13 protein-coding genes are annotated in these 19,220 nt (G+C 59.4%); 10 read left to right on the forward strand and 3 right to left on the reverse strand.

Features of this window, described 5'->3' with window-relative positions; translation table 11 throughout:
- Positions 1-216: 216 nt before the first annotated feature.
- Positions 217-1,467, reverse strand: coding sequence for a serine/threonine transporter SstT (sstT, locus tag AB5Y82_RS17970; RefSeq protein WP_005351744.1), 1,251 nt, complete (start codon positions 1,465-1,467; stop codon positions 217-219).
- 354 nt (positions 1,468-1,821) lie between these two features.
- Here sstT and AB5Y82_RS17975 point away from each other — a divergent pair, with 354 nt between their 5' ends.
- The 4 genes from AB5Y82_RS17975 to AB5Y82_RS17990 all read left to right on the forward strand — a co-directional run bounded on the left by AB5Y82_RS17975 (position 1,822) and on the right by AB5Y82_RS17990 (position 9,077).
- The gene (locus AB5Y82_RS17975) at positions 1,822-3,738 is read left to right on the forward strand and encodes an ATP-dependent DNA helicase RecQ (protein ID WP_368174334.1); all 1,917 of its coding nucleotides are present in this window, start codon (positions 1,822-1,824) and stop codon (positions 3,736-3,738) included.
- 591 nt (positions 3,739-4,329) lie between these two features.
- A complete protein-coding gene (locus AB5Y82_RS17980; protein ID WP_005333223.1) occupies positions 4,330-6,252 on the forward strand; it encodes a PrkA family serine protein kinase in 1,923 nt (640 codons plus the stop codon).
- A 23-nt stretch (positions 6,253-6,275) separates the two neighbouring features.
- Positions 6,276-7,547 (forward strand): YeaH/YhbH family protein, encoded by a 1,272-nt coding sequence (locus AB5Y82_RS17985; protein WP_111900933.1) that lies wholly within the window; start codon positions 6,276-6,278, stop codon positions 7,545-7,547.
- Between the two features lie 9 nt (positions 7,548-7,556).
- A complete protein-coding gene (locus AB5Y82_RS17990) occupies positions 7,557-9,077 on the forward strand; it encodes a SpoVR family protein (RefSeq protein ID WP_040065652.1) in 1,521 nt (506 codons plus the stop codon).
- A 168-nt stretch (positions 9,078-9,245) separates the two neighbouring features.
- Here the strand turns inward: AB5Y82_RS17990 and fadJ are convergent, their stop codons facing one another.
- Both fadJ and fadI read right to left on the reverse strand, forming a co-directional pair.
- Positions 9,246-11,393: a fatty acid oxidation complex subunit alpha FadJ gene (fadJ, locus tag AB5Y82_RS17995; protein WP_111900948.1), complete on the reverse strand. Its 2,148-nt coding sequence runs from the start codon at positions 11,391-11,393 to the stop codon at positions 9,246-9,248.
- On the reverse strand, positions 11,393-12,703 hold the full coding sequence (fadI, locus tag AB5Y82_RS18000) for an acetyl-CoA C-acyltransferase FadI (protein WP_058057647.1): 1,311 nt from the start codon (positions 12,701-12,703) through the stop codon (positions 11,393-11,395). The genes fadJ and fadI overlap by 1 nt, the downstream gene beginning before the upstream one ends.
- A 182-nt stretch (positions 12,704-12,885) precedes the next feature.
- On the opposite strand from fadI, the gene AB5Y82_RS18005 reads away from it, so the two are divergent.
- From AB5Y82_RS18005 to AB5Y82_RS18030, 6 genes are read left to right on the forward strand one after another with little or no spacing between them, the layout of a single operon-like run.
- A complete protein-coding gene (locus tag AB5Y82_RS18005; protein ID WP_111900934.1) occupies positions 12,886-13,836 on the forward strand; it encodes a MoxR family ATPase in 951 nt (316 codons plus the stop codon).
- Positions 13,827-14,729: a DUF58 domain-containing protein gene (locus AB5Y82_RS18010; protein WP_368174335.1), complete on the forward strand. Its 903-nt coding sequence runs from the start codon at positions 13,827-13,829 to the stop codon at positions 14,727-14,729. The genes AB5Y82_RS18005 and AB5Y82_RS18010 overlap by 10 nt, the downstream gene beginning before the upstream one ends.
- Positions 14,714-15,253 carry a DUF4381 domain-containing protein gene (locus AB5Y82_RS18015; protein WP_368174336.1) on the forward strand — a complete coding sequence of 180 codons (540 nt, stop codon included), beginning with the start codon at positions 14,714-14,716 and terminating at the stop codon, positions 15,251-15,253. The genes AB5Y82_RS18010 and AB5Y82_RS18015 overlap by 16 nt, the downstream gene beginning before the upstream one ends.
- Positions 15,250-16,242 carry a VWA domain-containing protein gene (locus AB5Y82_RS18020; protein WP_139437540.1) on the forward strand — a complete coding sequence of 331 codons (993 nt, stop codon included), beginning with the start codon at positions 15,250-15,252 and terminating at the stop codon, positions 16,240-16,242. Before AB5Y82_RS18015 ends, AB5Y82_RS18020 begins: the two co-directional genes overlap by 4 nt.
- Positions 16,233-17,684, forward strand: a complete 1,452-nt coding sequence (locus AB5Y82_RS18025; RefSeq protein WP_368174337.1) for a VWA domain-containing protein — start codon at positions 16,233-16,235, stop codon at positions 17,682-17,684. The genes AB5Y82_RS18020 and AB5Y82_RS18025 overlap by 10 nt, the downstream gene beginning before the upstream one ends.
- A gap of 20 nt (positions 17,685-17,704) precedes the next feature.
- Complete coding sequence (locus tag AB5Y82_RS18030; protein WP_368174355.1) at positions 17,705-19,216, forward strand: hypothetical protein; 1,512 nt, start codon at positions 17,705-17,707, stop codon at positions 19,214-19,216.
- The last annotated feature ends 4 nt before the right edge of the window (positions 19,217-19,220 follow it).

Raw genomic sequence — 19,220 nt, forward strand, 5'->3', positions numbered from 1 at the left:
TGCGTTGAAATACAGAACCCCCGATGCAGTACATAGGGGGTTCTGAGTAGAGAAATGCTAGTTGAAAATGTGTAAACCTATTTCAGGACTAGACAAACCAAACATTTCATCAAAATAAATGTTTTCTTGCGCACTCCTCTCCTCAACACATTTAGGCCCGCTGATATAAAAAGCCCCTCACAGAGAGGGGCTGAATCGAAAAATCGAGCTACCGGCTCACGCCTCGCTGCTGGGCAGCGCGGAAGGTTCGAGCAGGGTTTCATCTTCGGCCATGCAAGCAGCGGCGGTGAACAGCACGTCGGTGGAGCTGTTCAGCGCCGTCTCGGCAGAATCCTGCAGCACGCCGATGATAAAGCCGACTGCTACCACCTGCATGGCGATGTCATTGCTGATGCCAAACAGGCTACAGGCCAGCGGGATCAGCAGCAAGGAGCCGCCCGCCACACCGGAAGCGCCACAGGCACTGATGGTGGCGACCACGGAGAGCAGAATGGCCGTTGCCATGTCCACTTCCATCCCCAGGGTATGTACCGCCGCCATGGCGAGCACAGTGATGGTGATAGCGGCACCCGCCATATTGATGGTGGCACCCAGCGGGATGGAGACCGCGTAGGTATCTTTGGGCAGGCGCAGTTTTTCACACAGCGCCATGTTGACCGGAATGTTGGCGGCAGAGCTGCGGGTAAAGAAGGCGGTCACGCCGCTCTCTTTGAGGCAGGTCAGCACCAGCGGATAGGGGTTGCGCTTGATCTTCCAGAAGACGATCAATGGGTTGACCACAAAGGCGATAAACAGCATGCAGCCGATCAGCACCACCAGCAGTTGAGCATAGCCAAACAGGGCATCGAAGCCGGTCTCTGCCAGAGTGGAGGCAACCAGACCCAGGATCCCGAGCGGAGCACAGCGGATCACCGCTTTCACGATGGCGGATACACCGTGAGACAGGTCAGTGATCAGCGCCTTGGTGCTCTCGTTGGCATGGCGCATGGCGATACCCAGACCGATGGCCCACGCCAGGATCCCGATATAGTTGGCATCCATCAACGCCTTGACCGGGTTGGTCACCACGTTGAACAGCAGGGTCTGCAGTACCTCGGTGATCCCGCCGGGCGGGGTGATCTCGGCAGTATTGGCCACCAGATGGAGGTTGGAGGGGAACAGGAAGCTGGCAATCACCGCGACCACGGCCGCAGAGAAGGTACCAAACAGGTAGAGCGCCAGCAGCGGGCGAATATTGGTCTTCTGACCCTGCTTGTGACCAATGATGGCCGCCATCACCAGTACGAATACCAGCAGCGGAGCTACCGCTTTCAGTGCACCAACGAACAGACTGCCAAGCAGACCTGCCGTTTTCGCCCACTCGGGCGCAAACAGTGCCAGCAAGATACCGAATACCAGACCAACCAGGATCTGGCTGACCAGGCTGGTGCTATTGACCAGCCGAAGGAGGGGGTGTTGTTGTGTCATCAAAAAAGTCCCTAAGCACCGTAGTGCATGAATCATGAGTCCTGTCTGCAACCACTCATCGGGAGACCCCTGTCGCCCGAATGTGGTGTCTGTGGCCAGCCTTCTGTCGGGCCGATCCGCCAGTCACCGGATTGCATGACGGAATATCCCATTCGCCATCTTTTTTTTCCAGAGACTCACCAAAAAATATCCCGTTTCCATCACAAAAAACCGCAACAAAACCTTAACCACAGCGCAACCACCCATTTTTGTACGTTTTATCGACACTCTCTGCCCTTACCCTCACGACCATTCCTGTGCCACCCGTGACCGTGTCGCTGTGCTATCATCACCCATTTGCCGCGGAGCCTTGCCATGATCCCATCCCTGCTCAACCAATATTTTGGTTTCTCCGCACTCAGGTCAGGTCAGGAGGCGGTGATCAGCCGGGTACTGGCAGGTCAGAGTGCCGCCGCCATCTTTCCCACCGGCTCCGGCAAGTCCCTCTGCTATCAGCTACCTGCCCTCGCCCTGCCTCACCTGACCTTGGTTATATCGCCGCTGCTGGCGCTGATGCACGATCAACTCGTCTTCCTTAAAAGCAAGGGAATAAGCGCCGCTACCCTCGACTCGAGCCAGAGCCCGGAGGAGAGCCGACGAGTGATGCAGCAAGCGCTGGATGGCCAGCTCAAGATCCTGATGATCTCGGTGGAGCGACTCAAGAACGAGCGCTTTCGCCGCTTTATCCAGCAAGTGCCGCTCTCGCTGCTGGTCGTCGATGAGGCGCACTGTATCTCGGAGTGGGGCCACAACTTTCGCCCCGACTATCTCAAGCTGCCGAGCTATCGTCATGACCTGAAGATCCCGCAGGTATTGCTGCTGACCGCTACCGCCACGCCAGCGGTGATTCAGGATATGCAGACCAAGTTCGGCATCGAACCGGAGGGGGTCGTGGTCACCGGTTTCTACCGCCCCAATCTTGATCTGGCGGTCATTCCCCTGTCGCCCGACGCGCGGGATAGCTGGCTCGCGCAGGAGTTGGCCAACGATCCGGCGGCCCCCACCATCGTCTACGTCACTTTGCAACACACCGCAGAAGCCTGTGCCGAGCAACTCATTAGAGAAGGGATCAACGCCCGCGCCTATCATGCCGGACTCGACTCGGCTCTGCGCAGTCAGATCCAGCACGACTTCATGGCGGGCAAGGTGGACTGCATCGTCGCCACCATCGCCTTTGGCATGGGCATCGACAAAGCGGATATCCGGCGGGTCATTCACTACGATCTGCCCAAATCCATCGAGAACTACAGTCAGGAAATTGGCCGCGCCGGACGGGATGGCCAGCCATCGCGCTGTATTGTGCTGGCCAACCAGAGCCAGCTGCCGGTGCTGGAGAACTTCGTCTACGGCGATACGCCGGATTTGAGTGCCATCCTCCAGCTCCTTGCCATCATCAAGCAGAGCGGGAACGAGTGGGAATTCACCCTGCTGCGCCTCTCGAACGACACCAATATCCGCCAGTTGCCCCTTAAAACCCTGCTGGTCTATCTGGAGATGGCAGGCATCATCACCCCGGCCTACAGCTACTACGCCGACTACCGCTTCAAGTTTGTGCTGGATAAAGGCGAGATAGTGAGTCGCTTCAATCCGGATCGTCGCCAGTTTCTGGAGCAGCTGTTCGCCTGCGCCCCGCAAGCCCGCAGTTGGTGCACCATGGACTTTGACGCCCTATGGCAGGGCTATCAGGGAGAGCGGCAACGGGCCGTTGCCGCGCTCGACTACCTGCAGCAGCAAGGCTGGATCGAGCTTGAAAGCAAACAGATGACCGAGGTCTACCGGATCATCCGTCAGGGGTGGGACAACGAGCAGGAAGCAAATACCCTGCACGCCCTCTTCCTGCAAAAAGAGCTGAGCGAGCTGGCCAGACTGCAAGCCATGCTCGACTTTTTCACCTCAAGTGAGTGCCTGAGCCACCGCCTCGCCCGCTATTTTGCCGATGAGGTGGCGCCGGTTCATTGTGGCCACTGTTCGGTTTGTCGCGGCGAGGTGGCACATCTTCCTCCCCTACCCTCACTGACCATGCCAAACGAGGCGGGGATCCGCGCCTGGTGCGATCCGCTGATTGCCAAGACAGGTTCGGTGGATGCGCGTGTTCTGGCCCGTTTCCTTTGCGGCATCACCACACCGCTGACCAGCCGGGTCAAGGCCAAATCGCTGGCGGGTGCAGGCCAGTTGGCCGCGCACCCGTTTGCCCGCGTCCTGGCGGCAGTGCAACAAGCCTACCCTTGCTAGATGAGTGCTGGCGGCGTCAATAGCCACCAGCAGAAACAAGCGTTTACTGACACAGAAAAAGAAGACCCTCGCGGTTGCGAGGGTCAAGCCAACGGAAACGTGCTTAAACAGAGCTTGGTGAGGCAACAGTCAACTCTCTTGCTAAAGCGTCTTGCTGCTCACACATCGCCAATCTAGGGCACTCAAAATGTAGCGTCAATGTAAAAATTAGAGCGCAAACTCCAAACAAGGAAATTTACGTTGACGTTCACGTAATGGCATTTCTATTCATAACCCCGCCAACCCGCAGCCCCATTGACTTTCGTCAAACCCCTTAATCTTTTCGCAATAAGTTCCCTCTTTCCCATAAACATTTATTTTTTATGTCTTTGACATTTACCTCACTATCGTGGCAAAAATAATTTAACAGTCAGTAACATAGCGGTGTTGTTGACTGACCCTCCCCGCACAAGGATCGGGCAGGTTTCTTCAGAATTTAACCTATCAACCGTGATGGATTACTGGAGTCTGTTGACTAGGCTTTAAAAGCGCACAACACAAAAGCAGTCATCCACTTTTTTCAGGGTAAGCGACTATAACGAGGGCAAAGTTATGGGCATATTCGAGCATTACCAACAGCGATATGAAAAAGCGAGAGAAGAGGAATATACCATCCAGGAGTTCCTGGATATGTGTAAGCAGGACAAAGCCTGTTACGCCTCCGCAGCCGAACGTCTGCTGACCGCCATTGGTGAGCCGGAGATGGTAGACACCTCAGCCAACCCCAGACTGAGCCGACTCTTCTCCAACCGCGTCGTGGCACGCTATCCCGCCTTCAAGGATTTCTACGGGATGGAAGAGGCCATCGAACAGATCGTCTCCTACCTCAAACACTCCGCCCAGGGGCTGGAGGAGAAGAAACAGATCCTCTATCTGCTGGGCCCCGTTGGCGGCGGTAAATCCTCGCTGGCAGAGAAACTCAAATCCCTGATGCAGAAGGTGCCCATCTATCGCATCAAGGGCTCACCAGTCAATGATCACCCCTTCTGTCTGTTCGATATCGAAGAGGATGGGGAGATCCTGGAGAAAGAGTACGGCATCCCGCGCCGTTACCTGCGTCCCATCATGTCCCCCTGGGTGGCCAAACGCCTGCACGAGTTTGGCGGCGACATCACCAAGTTCAAGGTGGAGAAGGTCAACCCCTCCATCCTCGATCAGATTGCCATCGCCAAAACGGAACCCGGTGATGACAACAACCAGGACATCTCCTCACTGGTCGGCAAGGTCGACATCCGCATGCTGGAGCACTTCGCCCAGGATGACGCCGATGCCTACTCCTACTCCGGTGCGCTGTGTAAAGCGAACCAGGGGGTGATGGAATTTGTGGAGATGTTCAAGGCCCCCATCAAGGTGCTGCACCCGCTGCTGACAGCAACCCAGGAGGGTAACTACAACGGGACCGAGGGGCTTTCCGCCCTCCCCTTTGACGGCATTCTGCTGGCTCACTCCAACGAATCCGAGTGGCAGCAGTTCCGCAACAACAAGAACAACGAAGCCTTCCTCGACCGAGTCTACATCGTCAAGGTGCCTTACTGCCTGCGCGTCTCCGAAGAGGTGAAGATCTACGAGAAACTGCTGATCAACAGCGAATTGACCGAGGCCAAATGCGCCCCGGGCACCCTCGAACTGTTAGGCCAATTCTCGGTACTGTCACGGCTGAAAGAGCCGGAAAACTCCAGCATCTACTCCAAGATGCGGGTCTATGATGGCGAAAGCCTGAAGGATACCGATCCCAAAGCGAAGAGCTATCAGGAGTATCGCGACTACGCCGGTGTGGACGAGGGGATGAATGGTCTCTCTACCCGCTTTGCGTTCAAGATCCTCTCCCGCGTCTTCAACTTCGACCACGCGGAAGTGGCCGCCAACCCGGTGCACCTCTTCTATGTGCTGGAGCAGCAGATCGAGCGCGAGCAGTTCCCGCAAGAGCTGCACGATCGCTACCTTGAGTTCATCAAGGGTTATCTGACCCCGCGTTATGTGGAGTTCATCGGCAAGGAGATCCAGACCGCCTATCTCGAGTCCTACTCCGAGTACGGTCAGAACATCTTCGATCGCTACGTCACCTACGCCGACTTCTGGATCCAAGATCAGGAGTACCGTGACCCCGAAACCGGCCAGCTGTTTGACAGAGCGTCTCTCAACAGCGAGCTGGAGAAAATTGAAAAACCCGCCGGGATCAGCAACCCGAAGGATTTCCGTAACGAAATCGTCAACTTCGTGCTGCGTGCCCGGGCCAACAATGCAGGCCGTAACCCCAACTGGACCAGTTACGAGAAGCTGCGCACCGTGATCGAGAAGAAGATGTTCTCCAACACGGAAGAGCTGCTGCCGGTTATCTCCTTCAACAGCAAAACCTCGGCCGAGGAGCAGAAGAAGCACGATAACTTTGTCGAACGGATGATGGAGAAAGGCTACACCCGCAAACAGGTGCGACTGCTCTCCGAATGGTATCTCAGGGTACGCAAGTCATCCTGACCCTGACTGTTCAAGGGGGAGTTATGGCGCATTTTATCGACCGCAGGCTCAACGGCAAAAACAAAAGCGCTGTCAATCGGCAGCGCTTCATCCGCCGCTACAAGAAGCAGATAAAACAAGCGGTCTCGGATGCTGTCTCCAAGCGCAGCATTCAGGACGTAGACAAGGGCGAGAGCATCAGCATCCCGACCAAGGATATCGGCGAGCCCCATTTTCATCAGGGGCACGGCGGTAAACGGGATATGGTGCATCCCGGCAATGATCAGTTCGTCTCCGGTGACAAGATTGACCGTCCCAAAGGAGGAGGCGGTGGACAGGGTTCCGGCGAGGGACAGGCATCCAATCAGGGTGAAGGGGCCGATGATTTCGTGTTCCAGATCTCCAAGGATGAGTATCTCGATCTGCTGTTTGAAGATCTGGAGCTGCCCAGGCTGCAGAAAACCCAGCTCAACCAGCTGATGGAGGTGAAAACCTATCGGGCGGGCTACACCTCCAACGGGGTGCCCGCCAACATCAACGTGGTGCGTTCCCTGCAAAATTCGCTGGCACGGCGCATGGCGCTGCAAGCAGGCAAGAAACGCCAATTGCATGAACTGGAAGATCGGCTGGCCCTGCTGGCCACCGATCCCAACGAACACTTTGCCGAAATCGCCCTGCTCGAGAAGGAGATCAGGGAGCTGAAACGACGGATCGATGCGGTGCCGTTTATCGACACCTTCGATCTCAAGTTCAACAACTTCGTCAAACGGCCCGTCCCCTCCAGCCAGGCGGTGATGTTCTGTCTGATGGACGTCTCGGGCTCCATGGATCAGGCCACCAAGGAGATGGCCAAGCGTTTCTATATCCTGCTCTATCTGTTCCTGAGCCGGACCTACAAGAACGTCGAGGTGGTCTATATCCGCCACCATACCCAGGCCAAGGAGGTGGACGAGCACGAGTTCTTCTACTCCCAGGAGACAGGCGGCACCATCGTCTCCAGCGCCCTCAAGATGATGAACGACATCATCAACGAGCGTTACCCGGCCAACCAGTGGAACATCTATGCGGCGCAAGCATCGGATGGTGACAACTGGGCTGATGACTCACCGCAGTGCCGTGAAATTCTGGCGCGGGACATCATGCCAAGGGTGCGGTACTACTCCTACATCGAGATCACCACCCGTGCCCACCAGACTCTGTGGCACGAATATGAGTCGGTAGCCAGCCAGTTCCCCCACTTTGCGATGGAGCACATTCGCAAGGTCGAGGATATCTATCCGGTGTTCCGCGAGCTGTTCAAGAAACAAGCGGCGTGAGGAGGTCACATGATCGAAACAGAAAAACGTGTAGCGCCACTGGATGACGGACCAGACTGGAACTTCGATCTGCTGGAGACCTATCACCAGGAGATCGCCCGGGTCGCCCGTTTCTACAAGCTGGATACCTACCCCAACCAGATCGAGGTGATCACCGCCGAGCAGATGATGGATGCCTACTCCAGCGTCGGCATGCCCATCGGCTATCAGCACTGGTCGTTCGGCAAGCGTTTTATCCATACCGAGCGCAACTACAAGCGCGGCCAGATGGGGCTGGCCTACGAGATCGTCATCAACTCCGATCCCTGCATCGCCTACCTGATGGAGGAGAACACCATGCCGATGCAGGCGCTGGTGATGGCCCACGCCTGCTACGGTCATAACTCCTTCTTCAAAAACAACTACCTGTTCAAGGCCTGGACCGATGCCTCCTCCATCATCGACTACCTGCTGTTCGCCAAGAACTACATCACCCAGTGTGAAGAGAAGCATGGCATCGAGGCGGTGGAGCAGCTGCTCGACTCCTGCCATGCCCTGATGAACTTCGGGGTGGATCGTTACAAGCGGCCCCAGAAGATCTCGATGGCAGAGGAGAAGCGGCGCCAGAAGGCGCGGGAAGATTATCTGCAGACTCAGGTCAATGAGCTGTGGCGTACCCTGCCCAAGCAGCATAAAGCGGCTGGCGTGGAGGACAGGCGCTACCCCGCAGAGCCCCAGGAGAACATTCTCTACTTCATCGAGAAGAATGCCCCCTTGCTGGAGCCCTGGCAGCGGGAAGTGGTGCGCATCGTACGCAAGATCAGCCAGTATTTCTATCCACAAAAGCAGACCCAGGTGATGAACGAGGGGTGGGCCACCTTCTGGCACTACACCATCCTCAATCACCTCTATGACGAGGGCAAGCTGAGCGATCGCTTCATGATGGAGGTGCTGCACAGCCACACCAACGTGGTCTATCAACCGGCTTACAACAGCCGCTACTACTCGGGGATCAACCCCTATGCGCTGGGATTTGCCATGTTTACCGACCTGCGCCGCATCTGCGAGAACCCGACCGAGGAAGATAGATACTGGTTCCCCGACTATGCCGGCAGCAACTGGGTCGATACCCTCCACTTTGCCATGCAGAACTTCAAGGATGAGAGCTTTATCAGCCAGTTCTTAAGCCCGAAAGTGATGCGGGATATGAAGTTGTTCGCCATTGATGACGACGATCTGAAGAACTATCTGAAGGTCTCCGCCATCCACAATGACGAGGGGTACCGTCAGGTGCGCAATACCCTGTCGGCCCAATACAACCTCAGCAATCTGGAACCCAATATTCAGGTCTACAACGTTGCCGTGAAGGGGGATCGCTCCCTTACCCTGCGCTATGTGCCCCACAACCGCATCCCCCTTGGCGACTCACGCCATGAGGTGCTCAAACACCTGCATCAGCTGTGGGGATTCGACGTAGTGCTGGAGCAGGACAACGGTGAACTGCCACCCGATATCATCGGCCGCTGCCCGGAGCGCAAACCGGGGATCTGATCCGTGACGTGATATCTCGACGGCCCACTTCAGTGGGCCGTTTTTTAATCGGTTGCTTCTGCCAGCATGAGCGCAGCCCAAGCCGTACAACCCGAACAAACCACAACATAGAAAGAGGCCCGCATGGTGTGCGGGCCTCTTTGCCTTGCGGTCACTCTGCTGCGATTATCAGTAGAAGGTCTGCTGCTCTGCGGCCATCGCCTTGAGACGGGCACAGGGGGCGAACCGGTCGCCGTGGCGCTTCTGGTAATACTCCAGACGGCCAACCAGATGATCGATCCCGAGCGTGTCCATATAACGGAACGGGCCGCCAAGGAAAGGCGGGAAACCGATGCCGAAGATGGCGCCGATATCGCCATCACGGGCCGACGCCACCACACCGCTATCCAACGCCATGGCCGCTTCGTTGAGCATCAGCAACACGCAGCGCTCGGCGATTTCCTGACGAGCCAGCTTGGCAGACGGCTTGATACCGAGCACGCCATAGACGCTCTCGTCCACCGTCTTCTTGCCCTCTTTGCCGGTCAGCTTGTTACGCGGTGCCGCCTTGCCATAGAGGTAGAAGCCCTTGCCATTCTTGCGTCCCTTGCGATCATTTTGCAGCAGTTTGTCGAACGCCTTGGGCGCCTGGAACTGCTCGCCGCCCAGCTCTTTTTCGAGAATGGGGGAGATCTTGGCCCCTACATCGATCCCCACCTCGTCCAACAAGGTGATGGGGCCAACCGGGAAACCAAAGTCCAGCAGCGCGCTATCCAGCACCTCCACCGGCTCCCCTTCCAGCACCAGTCTTGCCGCTTCATTCATGTAGGGGGCAAGGATGCGGTTGACGTAGAAACCGGCTTCGTCCTTCACCACGATGGGCGTTTTGCCCTGGGCGCGGGCAAAAGCCAGGGTGGTGGCGACCGTCTCGGCACTGGTGCCAGCGTGGGGGATGATCTCCGCCAGCGGCATCTTGTCCACCGGGCTGAAGTAGTGTAGCCCCACGACCCGCTCCGGATGCGCCGCCTCTGCCGCAATCTGGTTGATGGGCAAGGAGGAGGTGTTGGAGGCAAACACTGTGTGTTCACCGCACTCACGCTCCACGTCTTTCACCATCTGGTGTTTGAGCGCGAGATCTTCAAACACCGCCTCCACCACTATGTCGACCCGGTGAAAACCGGAGTAGTCGAGGGTACCGGTCAACAGGCTCATCTGCTTTTCCAATTCGCTGCGCAAGATGTGGCGACGCTTGAGCTTCTTGGCCAGAATATCATAGCTGTAGCGCATGGCATTGCCGATCCCGGCGCTTGCCACATCCTTGATCCGCACCGGCACGCCCGCCTTGGTAGCGGTGACGAACGCAATGCCGCCCCCCATCAGACCACCGCCCAGCACGGCGGCATGGGCCACCTTGCGCGGCTCGGCTCCCTGATAGGTGACCTCTTTCTTCATCTCGGTGGTGGCAAAGAAGATGGAACGCAGGGCGGCAGACTCTGCAGTCATCACCAGCTCGCCAAAGTGGCGGGATTCAGCGGCCAGACCGGCCTTCATCCCCTCCTCCACGCCGATGCGCACAACATCCAGGATCCGCTCCGGCGCCGGGTAGTTGCCGCGGGTCTTGGCTTTCACCCCCTTGCTAGCCTGATCGAACAGCACCTTGCGACCCAGTTTGTTGGTCTCCAGCATCTTGCCCTGCAGATCCCGTTTCAACTGATGGCGCGGTTTGCCCTTCTTGGCCAGCTTGATGGCAGCATCCAGCAAGATTGACGGCGGCACCACATCGTCCACCAGCCCCAGTTTTTTGGCTTGTTTGGCCCGGACCTGCTTGCCGGTCAGCATCAGATCCAGCGCCTTGGCCACACCGATAAGGCGCGGCAGACGCTGGGTACCGCCAGAGCCCGGCAGCAGGCCGAGCTGCACTTCCGGCAATCCCAGCACAGATTTTCCGTGATCGGTCACCACCCGACCATGGCAGGCCAGCGCCAGCTCCAGCCCGCCACCGAGGCAGGGGCCGTGAATGGCGGCGATCACCGGAATGGTCAGCCCCTCGATCTCGGCAAAGATCTCCTGCCCTTCTCGCGACAGGGTCTCGGCATCCTTGGCACTGGTGCAGGCGGCCAGCATGGTGATATCAGCGCCGGCGATGAAGGAATCCTTCTTGCCGGAGGTGATCACCAGACCGATCAAATCCTTGTTGCGTTTCACTTCGGCCAGCACGGTGCGGATCTCCTCGACAAAGGCGGCCTTCAGGGTATTCATGCTCTCGCCCGGCACATCCATGGTGAGGATGCCGATGCCATCTTTGCGAACATCCAGGGAAAAAGTCTTAACGCTCATCATTCAACCTCCAACACCATAGCCACGCCCAATCCACCCGCCGCACAGGCGGTGTTGAGCCCCAGTCCCCCACCGCGACGACGCAGCTCGTGCAGGGTCTGGGTGATCATCCGCGCACCGGTCGCGGCAAAGGGGTGGCCATAGGCCAGCGAACCACCGAGGACGTTGAACTTCTCCATGTCCACCTCGCCGATGGCCTGATCGCGACCCAGCTTGTCACGGGCAAACTCGTGGCTTGCGAACATCTTGAGGTTGGCCAGAGTCTGGGCGGCAAAGGCTTCGTGCATGTCGATCAGGGTCAGATCGCTGAGCGTGATGCCGGCTCTGTCCAGCGCCAGCGGCGTAGCGTAGGAGGGCCCCATCAGCATGTCTTGCCACACATCAATGGCCGAGAAGGCGAAGCTGCGGATATAACCAAGCGGCTCGAGGCCCAGCTCTTTCGCCCGACCTTCCCGCATCAGCAACACGGCAGCGGCGCCATCGGTCAGCGGCGTGGCGTTGGCTGCAGTGACTGTGCCATGAACCCGGTCAAACACCGGTTTGAGCTTGGCGTAGCTCGCGAGATCCGAGCTTTCACGGATATTGTTGTCCCGCTCCAGCGGTGACTTGTAAGGCGGTACATGGGCAGTAAACACCTCGCCGCTGAGCTTGCCATCAGCCCAAGCCTGCGCGGCCAGGGTGTGGGAGCGATGAGCCAGCGCATCTTGCGCCTCGCGGCTGATCTGGTGACTCTTGGCCATCTGCTCAGCGGTCTGTCCCATGGAGAGACCGGTCGAATATTCCGCCACAGCGGGCGGCACCGGCAGCAGATCCTTGACCCTCAATGTCCGCAGAATATTGAAGCGCTGCTGCAGATTGCGCGCCTTGTTGAGATCCACCAGAGCGCGGGCCAGCTTCTTACTCACCCCGATGGGCAGCACGGAGGAGGAGTCCGCACCACCGGCGATGGCGATGTCTACGGTACCGGCCATGATGGATTCGGTGACGTTGGCCACCGCCTGAAAACTGGTGGCGCAAGCGCGGGAGACGCTATAGGCATCGGTATTGACGCTCATGCCGGTACCGAGCACGATCTCGCGGGCAATGTTGGGGGCTTCCGGCATCTGTACCACCTGACCAAACACCAGCTGGTCGATAAGCTTGGGATCGAGATCGGTACGGGCGAGCATCTCGCTCACCACCAGTTTGCCGAGATCGACTGCAGGCACGCCATGAAAGGCGGTAGCCTGCTTGGCAAAGGGGGTACGCAGCCCCGCCACGACGGCAATCCGTTCGCCCTGGCGAGTCGTCAGTTTCAATGGCTGTTTCATCCTGGCTCCTTGGTTTAAAAGGCAGAGGTCTGACCTCATTGCGCCACATCTTAACAATCCAATCACAAGTTTCATACAGCTGATTGAAACTAAATTAAGCACGGCAAGGCCCCTTTACTCGCCCTTGGGGAGCAACTGGAGTATAAAAAGATCAACTTCCATAAAAACAACGGGTTTATCGCATGGCAGCGGCCGAGTTCAGAGCACTTAGGGACTATCTTGGCAGTCAGATCCTGGGGCAGGAGGAGCTAATAGAAGGGCTCCTGATTGCCCTGTTATGTGAAGGACATGTGTTAATCGAAGGGGCTCCCGGGCTGGCCAAAACCCGCGCCGTCAAGGCGCTCGCTGGCGCCGTCGAAGGGCGCTTTGCCCGTATCCAGTTTACCCCCGACCTGCTTCCCGCCGATCTCACCGGCAGCGAGGTGTTTCACCCGCAGGATGCCAGTTTTGTTTTCCAGCCAGGCCCCCTCTTCAACCATCTGGTGCTGGCAGACGAGATCAACCGGGCGCCAGCCAAGGTACAATCAGCGCTGCTGGAAGCCATGGCCGAACACCAGATCACAGTGGGCAAAAAGAGCTGGCGGCTGCCACCTCTCTTTATGGTCGCCGCCACCCAGAATCCTATCGAGCAGGAGGGAACCTATCCCCTGCCGGAGGCGCAGCTCGACCGCTTTCTACTCAAGTTAATGGTGGATTACCCGAGCCCCACCATGGAGCTCGCCATCTTGCAGCTCAACGCCAGCGGCGAACAACTTGGCGCGGCGCCAGTGACCCTGAGTCAGACCACCTTGCAGCGTGCGCGCAACGAGGTGCTGGCGGTGACCATGCAAAGCCGACTGGAGCACTATCTGGTGGAGCTGGTCTGCGCCACCCGCCCGGCCAGCGGCCTTTGTCCTGCCCTTGAGCCATTGATTGCCGTGGGGGCCAGTCCTCGGGCTACGCTGGGGCTGGCTCGCTCCGCCCGCGCCCGCGCCTGGCTCGCCGGACGTGATTATGTGCTGCCTGAAGATATCCAACTGCAAGCCTATCCGGTGCTGCGCCACCGCCTTATACCCAGCTATCAGGCACTGGCCGACAATCTGGATAACGACATCCTGATCGCCCAACTGCTGGATCAGGTGCCATGCCCCTAGATCCCGGTCTGCATCCCGACATCGCCCTGTCGCTGTCACAACTGCTCAATATCCGTCTCTGGGCCAAGGCCAGGAAGCCACCTCACGCAGGCAGAAGCAGCAGCGAACGCGGCAAACCGGGTCGCTCTCCCGGACTCACGTTTCGGGAGCTGCGCGCCTATCAGGCTGGTGACGAGGTACGCCATATCGACTGGCGAGTGACCGCACGCTTCGGTCGTCCCTATACCCGCCTCTATAGCGAGGAGCTCGATCAGGCGCACTGGCTGCTGCTCGATCTCTCTCCCGCCATGTATTTCGGCTCCACGCTGCAGCTCAAGGCGCGTCTGGGGTGCGAGCTGGCAGCAGCCTTGATCTGGCAAGGGGGGAAGCAGCACAACACCCTGATCTGCCACGGGCTTATCCCCCATCACCAGAGCCAGCGCGGCAGCGTGCTGCCCCTGCTCGAATCCCTCTGCCATCACTATCAGCAAGGGCTGGCCCGCCGGGCGCTTTCTCACTCACTGGCCGATACCTTGTCCGGCGTGAAGCTGCCTCACGGTGCCAAGCTGACGATCATCACCGATCACAGACCTTGCGAGTCGGCGCTCTGTCAGCAATTGCAACTGCTCTCCCGCCGCCACGATATTCACTATTGGCAGATCCGTGACCCCCTCGAGGCAGCCCTTCCCACCGACGGCCAGCTGCCAGTGGCCATCGATCGACCAAGGCAGCACTATCAGGGCTGGCTGGATGGGGGCCATGCCGGTTTCTCCCGCCGCTACCGGCAAGCCGCAGAGCAGCAGCTGGCCCACGGCAAGCAGCAGTTGCTGCCGCTGGTGCAGCGCCTCTACCTGCTCGATAACAGCCAGACGCTGCAACAACAGTGGCAGGAGGGGTTATGTCATCAGGGATGATCTCGCCCGCCGAACTCGACAGCGCCAGTCCCGCCTCCGAGGCCATCACCCCGCCGCTGGCCGCCCTGATGCGAGACATTCACCCGGGGCCGGATCTGATTGAACAGAGTCTTGACCCCAGAGTGCAGGCGCTATTGTGGCTATTGATCACAGGTCTATTGCTGCTGCTGATCATCCTGATTGCCCGCAGGGTGATACGTTACCGCCGCTGGTGTCGTCAGCTGGAGGGAGATCCGGCACTGCTGGTGGCACGCATACAGGAGGCCCTGCGTCATGAAGTACTGCAACGCTGGCCCGAGGCGCGCCAGCTTCAGGGAGAGGCGTGGCTCGCCTTCGTCGATCGTCACGGCGGCAGCGATTTTAGCCAGTTCTCGTCTCACTGGAGCAGTTGGCTCTATGGCAGCCAGAACCCGACTCGCGAGCAGTGCGAACAACTTCGGCAACATTATCGCCGCTGGGGTCAGACCCTCTTCTTGCAATGCTCTCCCCGCTCGGGGCGTAAAACCGCGCGGAGACATTCATGATCCTGGCCTGGCCCTGGTTTGCGCTGGCGCTGGTGCTGCCCTTGCTGGTGCGCTTCGGCTTGCCGCCCCTGCGCCGCGGCTATCTGGCTCACCCCGGGTTTGCGCTGCTGCGTCCTCAGGCCGGATTACCGCTCTGGCGCGCCATGCTGCTCTGGTGCGCCCTTATCCTCGCCCTCTGCCGCCCCCAGTGGTGGGGGGAACCGGTGATCAAATATGAGGGGAGTCGGGATCTGCTGCTGGCGGTGGATCTGTCAGACAGCATGCGCACCCCGGATATGCTCGACAACGGCGAACAACAAGCGCGGCTGACGGCGGTGCGTCAGCAGATCAAGGCGCTGATCGCCAAACGGGCCGGAGACAGAGTGGGCCTCATCGTCTTTGCCGATCACGCCTATCTGCTCTCTCCCCTCACTCAGGAGATCCCGGCGCTGTTGACCTTGAGCGACGAGCTCGATTTTGATCTGGTCGGCCGAACCACCGCCCTTGGCGAGGCGATCCAGCTGGCACGTCAGCATGGGGATCCTGGTCGCCCCACCGCCCTGCTGCTGGTCACTGATGGCCGCAATACCGCAGGCAATGCCGACCCGCTGCAGGAGGCCAAACTCGCCGCGGCGCAGGGAATACGGATCTACACGCTGGGAGTCGGGGCCGATCCCGATACCTTTATCCAACCCTATGATGAGGCAGGCAGCGGTCAGGCCGATCCCAGCAGCGAACTGGACGAGCCGCTCCTGAAAGAGCTGGCACAGACAGGCCAAGGGCGTTACTTTCGGGCACGCACCCAGAGCGATCTCGATGCCATCAACGCGACTCTCAATGCCCTTGAACCTGCCCCCATGCCGATTGCCCAGTACCAGCCGGTGATCGAGCTCTACCCCTGGCCGTTGGCACTGCTTTGTGGCTTGTTGCTTCTGCCGTCAGGACACGGCAGGCTAGAGTTTCGCATGGTGCGTAGCTGGCTGACACGAGGTGCACGCAGATGGATCTGATCTTGCTCCGCCCCCTGTGGCTGATCGCACTCATCCCCTGGCTTTGGCAAGGGTGGCGCCGTCGTCGCCAGCCCCCGCTGCTCGCACCTGCGATGCAGGCTTATCTGCTGCCAGCATCCCATCCTCAACGTCCCTGGCTCTGGCTGGCAACCCTGCCCGTCATTTTGGCCCTGAGTGGACCGGCACTGCGCGGTGAGCTGCAACAGCAGCCTGCAGCACCGCTAGATATCTGGCTACTGGACTTGTCACGCTCGATGACCGCCACCGATCTCAAACCGGATCGGGCGACCCGGGTCAGATGGCAGTTGCAGCAGTTGTTGAGCCACACCAAGGGTGAACGCATTGCGCTGATCCTCTACGCAGGCGATGCCTACCTCGCCATGCCGCCAACCCGGGATCATCAGGCCCTTTCGCTGCTACTGCCCGACTTGCGCCCCGATATCATGCCGTTGCAGGGCAGCAACCCGGCACGGGCGGTGGAACTTGCCATGAAGCAGCTGGCCCCTGGAGAACAAGCGCGTCTGCTGCTGATCACCGACGACCTCACCCAGAATCAGATGACCCAAATCGCCGCCCTGTGGCCCTGCCAGCAACGCCTTCTTTGCCGCGACACCCAGTCGGCACGCCTCGATATTCTGCTTGCCAGCAGTGGTCAACCGGCCCCCATGTCCGCCATTCCGGCCAATGAGTTGGGGTTTGCCAGCCGCATGCCCGCGCAGTTGCCCGCCCCCGATAGTCAGGCCATTGCCGCACTGGCCAATCGCCTCGGCGGTGAGCTGCAATGGCTGGGTAGCGATGTCCCCCACTTTGCACCGCTGCCCACCACCACCTCGGCCCTCACCCCAGCACCACTGGATCTTGGCCCCTGGCTGCTGATCCCGTTATTACCATTCGCATTATTGGCCAGAGTCGGCGCCCGACTGATGGTGGCGCTGATGCTGGGGTGGCAACTGCTTGCGCCGCAAGATCTACAAGCTGCTGAGAGGGGCGAGCTGCAAGCGATGCAGGATTATCAACAGGGAAATTTTCAACAGGCCGCCCGCACTTTCGACGATCCGATCTGGCGCGGCAACGCCTGGTATCGGGCTGGTGCCTACCGACAAGCCATCGCAGCCTATCAGGAAGCGACGAGCGCCACCGCCCACTACAACCGCGGCAATGCCCTGCTGCAACTGGGGGAGTTTGCGGCCGCCAAGGAGGCCTATCTGGCGGCCCTGGCACTGGATCCCGGCCATGAAGATGCGCTCTATAACCTCTCTCTGTTACAGGGTGGAGCGACCGCCGCTCCCGATACCAGCAATAGCAAACAGCCCGAACCATCGGCAGCTCAGCAGGCAGCAGCAATGCCCTTGCCACCCTCTCCCCCAGTGTTGCTGCTGGAGCAGCGACTGCGCAAAGAGGCGCTGCGCAGAGACCTTATCAAGGTGGAGGAGCCCTGGTGACGCAGGCTGGATGGGGGCTGTTGCTCGCACTCGCGAGTCAACTTTGCTGGGCTTTGCCCCCTAGGGCAGAGCTGCTGCCGGGGGCTGACCCCAGCGATTGGCTGCTGATCATCGAAGCGGATGGCGAGCGCCAGAGCAACGAACTGGAGATCACCCCATTACTGCGCCAGTTTGCAGTAGGCAGAGTGACCATGAGCCGGGTCACGACCCCGGTACAACAACTGACTCGCTGGCAGATCCCGCTGCACCAGAGCAACTCCCCCGCAAATACAGAGGTGGTGATTGCCCCGCTCAAGCTGGGAAATGAGTTCACCCCCTCGCTCACCCTACTATTGAGAGAGGTGAAAACAGCGGCGCTGCCACAGCCCGAGGCACCCTCGCCCCTTGAGATGCAGGCCAACCTTGATCATCAGGGCCCGCTCTATCCCGGCCAGCCGGTGATCTACCGGCTGACACTGTGGCTGCCTACCAGCATGCAAAACCCGGCCCTGAGCGAGCTCAGCTCTGCCCACTTCACTATCCGTCGCCTCGGTAGCGACGAGTGGATCGCCCCCGCTCAGGCTGGTCTGCCCGGCAGGCTCACCCGCAGCTGGCTTATTCAGGCAAAAGCGCCGGGACTCTGGTACCTCGACTCACCCCGCTTGCAGGGGCAGCTCACGCCGCAAGGGGGCAAGCCGCAAAAACTCTCGGCCCGTGCGGCACCACTCGAGGTGAGGGTCGACAAAGCCCCCGCCACACCGGTGGCCACCCGGCTGACCCTGAGTCAACGGCTTGAACCGGCCTCCACGGGGGAAGTGGGTGAACCGCTGATCCGTATCCTCACCCTGACCATGGAAAATGGTGACAGCGGCCAGATCCAGCTTGCCCCCCTGATGGCCCATCAACTGCCAAACGGCATACAGGCACATCCCGATGGCGAGCAACAGCAGGAGCGTTACCGAGATGGCAAGCTGCTGTTTGAGCGACAGTGGCGCCAGACTCTGGTTGCGGAGCAGAGCGGTGACTACCAGCTTCCCCCCATTGATCAGCCCTGGTTTAATACCCAAAGTGGCCGGATTGAACAGGCCAGCCTCCCTGCCATCACGCTGACGTTTCAGACAACGACAAATCGGCAACCTGATCAGCAGACATCGCAGGTGGCACTGCGAGAGAGCCTTTGGTGGGTCGTGCTGGCGGTGGCGCTGCGTACGCTATGGCGCCACTGGCCCCGCTGGCGCGCCTTCTATCAACTGCAACGAGCCCTTGCCCAACACCAGCCGGATGCCAGTCGCAAGGCACTGATCCGATGGGCGACCATGCGCTGGCAGGTCTCCTATTATCAATTAGGCCAGTTGCCTGACGCTGGGCATAATCGGCTCGGCAACGCGCTCGCCGCACTCGAGCGAGCCTGTTTTGCACGGCCCTCTTCTGGCCCGCCCATCGAGTGGCGCGCTCTGGCGCGTACCCTCAGGGCTGATGAAACGGCCGGTATTGCGCACCTGATTTACCTGCTGGCGCACGGGAGTTCCCGCTCCCGCCGCCACGCCCCCTGACAAG

The organism is Aeromonas sp. s13, assembly GCF_040907905.1.
Classification (GTDB): Bacteria; Pseudomonadota; Gammaproteobacteria; order Enterobacterales; family Aeromonadaceae; genus Aeromonas; species Aeromonas veronii.